Origin of the sequence: Synechococcus sp. H70.1 (genome assembly GCF_047502705.1) — a bacterium.
GTDB lineage: Bacteria > Cyanobacteriota > Cyanobacteriia > Thermostichales > Thermostichaceae > Thermostichus.
Genome location: NZ_JANSIV010000047.1, coordinates 29,754 through 34,688, shown reverse-complemented (window position 1 = coordinate 34,688; position 4,935 = coordinate 29,754). Strand labels below are relative to the sequence as shown.

Below are 4,935 nucleotides of genomic sequence, written 5' to 3'. Positions count from 1 at the left end.
ACGGCCTAACTGGCGCAAGTTAGCTTGGGCGTTTAGTTGGGGATCTCAATCGCGACATTGGCCAACTGCACATCGTCGTAGTCCACCCAAGCCCCACCATCCTGGCCGAGGGTGTCACTCCCCAGCGGCACAACGATATCCAGGGATCCCCCAAAAAGAGGGATACTGATCCGGGGGCCGCCAGCGATCCTGCCCGGCTGGAGCACCGTTTTGCCAGTGCGCAGCGTCACCGTATTCGATCCCAGGCGCAAATGCTGCAGCGGCAGAGGGATGTGTAGGTCGTCTCCTCCCAACTGGAGCTGCTCCACCTCTACCCCGTTCAAAAGCACGCGCATGGGAGACATATCGGCAGTGGGGATCCGGGACTGGCCAGCCCGATAGGCAGCGGCTGTGTCCAACCCAATCAGGGATCCAATGCGCAAAACCGGTGGGCGGGGCGGCAGACGTTCTAGGCTGAAGGAGCGGGTCATTTCCACCCCTTGGGCAGGACCAAGAAATTGCCCGGCGGCAGCGGATTCCGGGGAGTAGTGGTTATCGCCCAGGCGGATGACATTTGCCTCCAGGACCAGAGTTGTGTTGGGATCCCAGCGCTCCAACTGCAACTGCCAAGGTCGATCCCCGCCGGCTGAAACTCTGCTTGTACTTTGGGAATAGGGCAAGTAATTCTCCAGGCGCGCTACCAAAATCTCCTCTGCCGGCAGCGGCTCCGGCAGGCGAAACCGACCCTGAGCATCCGTGCGCACTGAAATCCCCGCCCCCGGAATGGCCACCTCCACACCGGCCAGGGGCTGCCCCGTCAGGCGATCCACCACCTGACCCGAGTAGGCAGAATCTAACTGCCCCTGTCCTGGGGGAGCATCCGTAGCGGCTTGAAGGCGCTGCTGGAGAACCTGCCCATCGGCTTCGCTAATCTGCCCGTCCTGATTGACATCGGCAGCTTGAATCTGCTCGTTGGTTAACTGCAGCTCTCCGCGCCAATAGGCTCCCAGCAGGTTGAGATCCTGCCCCGTCAAATGACCATCTCCATCCAGATCGCCCGGTTGAAAAGGCTGAACCTGGGCAGCGGCAACACCCATCCAGCCAAAACTCAGGGATCCCAGCAGCAAGAGAGAAGGGGCTAAACGGGAAACCCTACACATGGCAACTTTCCGTAGGGAAAAAGCTGGAAGGCGTCCTCTATGTTGTAACTCAGCTCACTTTCCCGCAGCAGGACTGCTTAAGCCGAGGCAGGGTACTCTCGAGCGCAATTTTGCTCACTTGCCTTCGGCTGCAGGAGCCGAAAACTTGATGGTAGGATAGCCGTGGTGACTTGCTTCCCCTATGGCTCGATACTCCTGCGTTACCCAGCTTGTGGGTTCAGCCGAGCAGTTGAGCGAAGCAATCCGCGCCCTCTTGGAGCGTTGCCAGCTCACCATTCTCCACAGTGGCCCTGACTACTGGGTGGCCGGCGAGCCTCCTGGAAAAAACCCCTACCCCAAGCTGGTAACAGTGGAAGTGTTTGTGGATCGCACCCGCCAGACCTCCGATGGGTCTGTCCAGGTAACCTGCATTGCTAAAAACGAAGAGCTGCCTCTAAGAAGCGTCAACCATTGCCAACAAACCTTTAACCAATTGAGGGCAGAGCTAGCCCAGTTGCAAGCCCAACTTGCTGACCAACGGAAAAACACTATACAATAGCAGCGCTGAGTTGCTTGTATTCCATGGCACGTCGTTGCCAACTGACCAACAAAAAACGCAACAACGCTTTTGCCATCTCCCACTCCCATCGACGTACCAAGCGCCTACAGGAAGTTAACTTGCAGTGGAAGCGCATCTGGTGGGAAGAGGGCAAGCGGTTTGTCCGCCTGCGTCTTTCGACCAAGGCCCTAAAAACCCTCAAGACCAAGGGGATAGGAACCATGGCCCGCGAGGCTGGCATTGACCTCAACCAATTTTAAGAGGTCGCTTGGGAAACTGGGCCCCTAGGCGGGCCTGGGATCCAAGCCAGTAGGCCTCTACAGCAACCCAAATAGCTTGCGCGACTTGGGCTGAAGCCCCGCCAGCAGCGTGTTGAGGGTGTCCCGCTGGGTTAGTTCGTTGGTGCCGCTGGCGTGCTCAATCAAGAACTTGCGCATTTCCTCGGAGAGCTTGGCGTCAGTAAAGTCGGCGCCAACAAAGCTGGCCCCCTCAATTTGGGCCTCTTGTAGATTGGCCCCCACCAGGAGGGCCTGGTCAAGGTTGGCCTCCTGCAACTGACAACTGGCCAGGACAGCCTGGGAGAGGTTGCAGCGAAATAGGTTGGCTTGGCGAAAGTCGGCGCCGAAAAAGTTCCCCTCTGTCAGGTTGGCAGCTACCAGGCTAGCCGCGCGAAAGATGGAGTGGCTGAAACGCCCCCCCTGAAAGCTGCTTTTGTCCAGCTTGGCAGCGGTGAAGTTGCTGTAGTCTCCCACGGCTTGACTGAAGCTGGATCCCCGCAGATCTGAAGCGGCAAAATTGGCCCGCTCCATCTCGGCACGGCGAAAGTTACACAGCCGCAGATCCGCCTGCTGCATGCTAAGGGAGCGCAAATTGGCCCGCGTCAGGTTGGCCTTGGGCATTTGAATGCGGTCGAACAGGCCTCGCGAGAGGTAAGCACCTTCGAGGTTGGCACCCACCAGGGAGCGTCCTTCCCGCAGGGCTGCTAGCAAGTCCCGCGTGGTTTCAATGCGAACCGGCTCCAAGGGCTGAGAGGGAGGGGCACTCACAGGCTGGCTATTCCCTACAAGCAGTCTAGAAACTCGATCAACCCCGCTAGCAACTGACCGCTAGCTCACAAAGACCCCTAGCTACCAGGCTAACGTTTGCACCGCCTGCTGAGGTTAAGAGGAAGTTAACAATGGCTCTCCGCCAGCTGTTCTGGCAACCCTTGCCGAGATGGCCTTCTAGTTGAATTGGCCTCGATTTATTGCATACTCAGGGCAGCCCTTCGTCTGTGAACCCTAACCCTCTATGCAGGTAGCCTTTATCCTCGATCCACTGCCCCAGTTGCAGGTGGGCCACGACACCAGCGTTGCCTTGATGGAGGCGCTGCAGCGACGCGGGCACCGCATTTTTTGCCTAGAACTAGCCGATCTCTACTGGGATCAGGGAGAAACCTGGGGGGCGGTATCTGAAATCCGGCTGGATCTAAAGGCGGATCCCTGGTACGAGGTCAAAGAACGGCGCCTGGTGCCCTTGAGCCAAATGCAGGCGGTATGGATGCGCAAGGATCCGCCGGTGGATACAGCCTATCTCTATGCCACCTACCTCTTGGATCGCCTCCCTCCCAGCCGTACCTTGGTACTCAACCATCCCGCTGGCATCCGCTCCGCCAACGAAAAGCTCTATGCCCTGCAATTTAAAGAGTGGATCCCGCGCACCTGTGTTAGCAGCAATAAGGCCTTGCTCCGCCAATTTGTCGAGCAGGTGGGGCAAGCAGTGCTCAAGCCCCTGGGCGGCAAAGGAGGAGAAGGGATCCTGCGGGCCAACGCCGGCGATCCCAACCTCAATTCCCTCATCGAGCTGAGCACTCAATTTGGCCGGCTGCCCGTGATGGTGCAAGAGTATCTGCCCCAGGCAGCAGCGGGAGATAAGCGCATTTTGTTGCTAGAGGGTGAACCTTTGGGCGCCGTCAATCGCATTCCCGGCGAGGGGGATTTTCGCGGCAATGTGGCTGCCGGCGGTCGGGTGGAGAAAACTGAGATTACCGAAAAAGAACGGGCTCTCTGCGCAGCTTTGGCGCCAGTACTGCGCCAGGAGAAACTCTACTTTGTAGGCATTGACGTAATTGGTGAGCGGCTGACGGAGGTTAACGTTACTAGCCCAACGATGTTGCGGGAGATCAGTCAGTTACAGGGAGTTGATCTGGCTAACCAAGTGGCCGAGTGGTTGGAGAAAAAAGTGCCTGTTAAAACCTAACCTCCCCCCGCACTCATTTAGATGCATGCAGCCACGGGAATTTCTACAGCCAAGACCTTCTACCCCCTCGTTGCGGGGGGCCTATAAAGTCCAGTGCCGCACCCCCATCCCTCACCGAGTTGTATTCAGGTTCTCAGCTATCAAAAACTCTTCAGCGCTGTCAATTCAATAAAAATAGCCCCCAAAGGGGGCCTGTCGCGACCGGCCAGCGACCTACAAAGCCCTAGAGCAAAATAAGAAGCGCTCCATTAATGGGTGGCTTTGAACACCGCTTTGATCAAGTACTAGAATCCCAGAAAAAGAACTCGATCCCGGCAAACATCATCTTTTTTTTAGATTCTCGCCAGGCCAATCCCGCCCCCTAGGATTCGGGAGCAGCTGCTGGCTGCTTCCGCCCTAGCCAGCGCCAAGTGGCGGGCAACAGGACTGCCGCCAGCCCACACTTCAACCCATCGCCGGGGATGAAGGGAAACACCCCCTTGCTGAGCACCGCCAAGACGGAGGTGGGGCCGACATTCTCGTTCAGCCATACTCCCAGCCAGGTAGCTCCCAGAGCGTAGATCAAAACTGAGCAGGAGAGCATGGCTGCTGCCATCTTCCAAGGACTGCGATCCGCCCCCCAGCGCTCTACAAACCAGCCCATCAGCGCTGCAGCCAGGGGAAAAGCCAGCAGGTAGCCTCCTGTTGCCCCAGTTAGGTGTTTGAGACCGGCTCCGCCGCCGGAGAAGAAGGGCAGTCCTAGTAACCCCTCCAGCAGATACAGCAGCAAGGCAAGAAAGCCCAGCCTGGCCCCCAAGCCTGCCCCCACCAGCATTACCCCAAAGGTTTGTCCAGTGATGGGTACCGGCGTAAAAGGCAAAGGGATCCGCACCTGCGCTAGAGCAGCTACGACTAGGCTCCCTCCCACCACCAGCAGCAGATCGCGAACGCGAGAAGGACGGGGCAGAAAAGTCTGGGCTAAGGGTAGGTAAGTGGCAGTCATAAAGCACCTGCAGTATCGAGGTACAAAGCGCAGTATAC

Annotated in this window: 6 protein-coding genes; 3 read left to right on the top strand and 3 right to left on the bottom strand. The window is 57.9% G+C overall.

The window, feature by feature from the left end:
- Window positions 1–32 precede the first annotated feature (32 nt).
- Window positions 33–1,139, bottom strand: coding sequence for a dockerin type I domain-containing protein (locus NW827_RS03880; protein WP_414403379.1), 1,107 nt, complete (start codon window positions 1,137–1,139; stop codon window positions 33–35).
- 181 nt (window positions 1,140–1,320) lie between these two features.
- On the opposite strand from NW827_RS03880, the gene NW827_RS03875 reads away from it, so the two are divergent.
- On the top strand, window positions 1,321–1,677 hold the full coding sequence (locus NW827_RS03875) for a hypothetical protein (RefSeq protein WP_414403380.1): 357 nt from the start codon (window positions 1,321–1,323) through the stop codon (window positions 1,675–1,677).
- 23 nt (window positions 1,678–1,700) lie between these two features.
- Window positions 1,701–1,937 carry a 50S ribosomal protein L28 gene (rpmB, locus tag NW827_RS03870; protein ID WP_414362805.1) on the top strand — a complete coding sequence of 79 codons (237 nt, stop codon included), beginning with the start codon at window positions 1,701–1,703 and terminating at the stop codon, window positions 1,935–1,937.
- Between the two features lie 57 nt (window positions 1,938–1,994).
- Here the strand turns inward: rpmB and NW827_RS03865 are convergent, their stop codons facing one another.
- On the bottom strand, window positions 1,995–2,723 hold the full coding sequence (locus tag NW827_RS03865) for a pentapeptide repeat-containing protein (RefSeq protein WP_414403381.1): 729 nt from the start codon (window positions 2,721–2,723) through the stop codon (window positions 1,995–1,997).
- A gap of 244 nt (window positions 2,724–2,967) precedes the next feature.
- Here NW827_RS03865 and gshB point away from each other — a divergent pair, with 244 nt between their 5' ends.
- On the top strand, window positions 2,968–3,915 hold the full coding sequence (gshB, locus tag NW827_RS03860) for a glutathione synthase (RefSeq protein ID WP_414362803.1): 948 nt from the start codon (window positions 2,968–2,970) through the stop codon (window positions 3,913–3,915).
- 361 nt (window positions 3,916–4,276) lie between these two features.
- On the opposite strand, the gene NW827_RS03855 is transcribed toward gshB, so the two are convergent.
- Complete coding sequence (locus tag NW827_RS03855; RefSeq protein ID WP_414362801.1) at window positions 4,277–4,897, bottom strand: biotin transporter BioY; 621 nt, start codon at window positions 4,895–4,897, stop codon at window positions 4,277–4,279.
- Between the last annotated feature and the right edge of the window lie 38 nt (window positions 4,898–4,935).

What these genes read in the sequence shown, in the direction of transcription:
- NW827_RS03880 (WP_414403379.1), bottom strand. Translation starts at nt 1,139, where the DNA reads ATGTGTAGGGTTTCCCGTTTAGCCCCTTCTCTCTTGCTGCTGGGATCC.
- NW827_RS03875 (WP_414403380.1), top strand. Translation starts at nt 1,321, where the DNA reads ATGGCTCGATACTCCTGCGTTACCCAGCTTGTGGGTTCAGCCGAGCAG.
- rpmB (WP_414362805.1), top strand. Translation starts at nt 1,701, where the DNA reads ATGGCACGTCGTTGCCAACTGACCAACAAAAAACGCAACAACGCTTTT.
- gshB (WP_414362803.1), top strand. Translation starts at nt 2,968, where the DNA reads ATGCAGGTAGCCTTTATCCTCGATCCACTGCCCCAGTTGCAGGTGGGC.
- NW827_RS03855 (WP_414362801.1), bottom strand. Translation starts at nt 4,897, where the DNA reads ATGACTGCCACTTACCTACCCTTAGCCCAGACTTTTCTGCCCCGTCCT.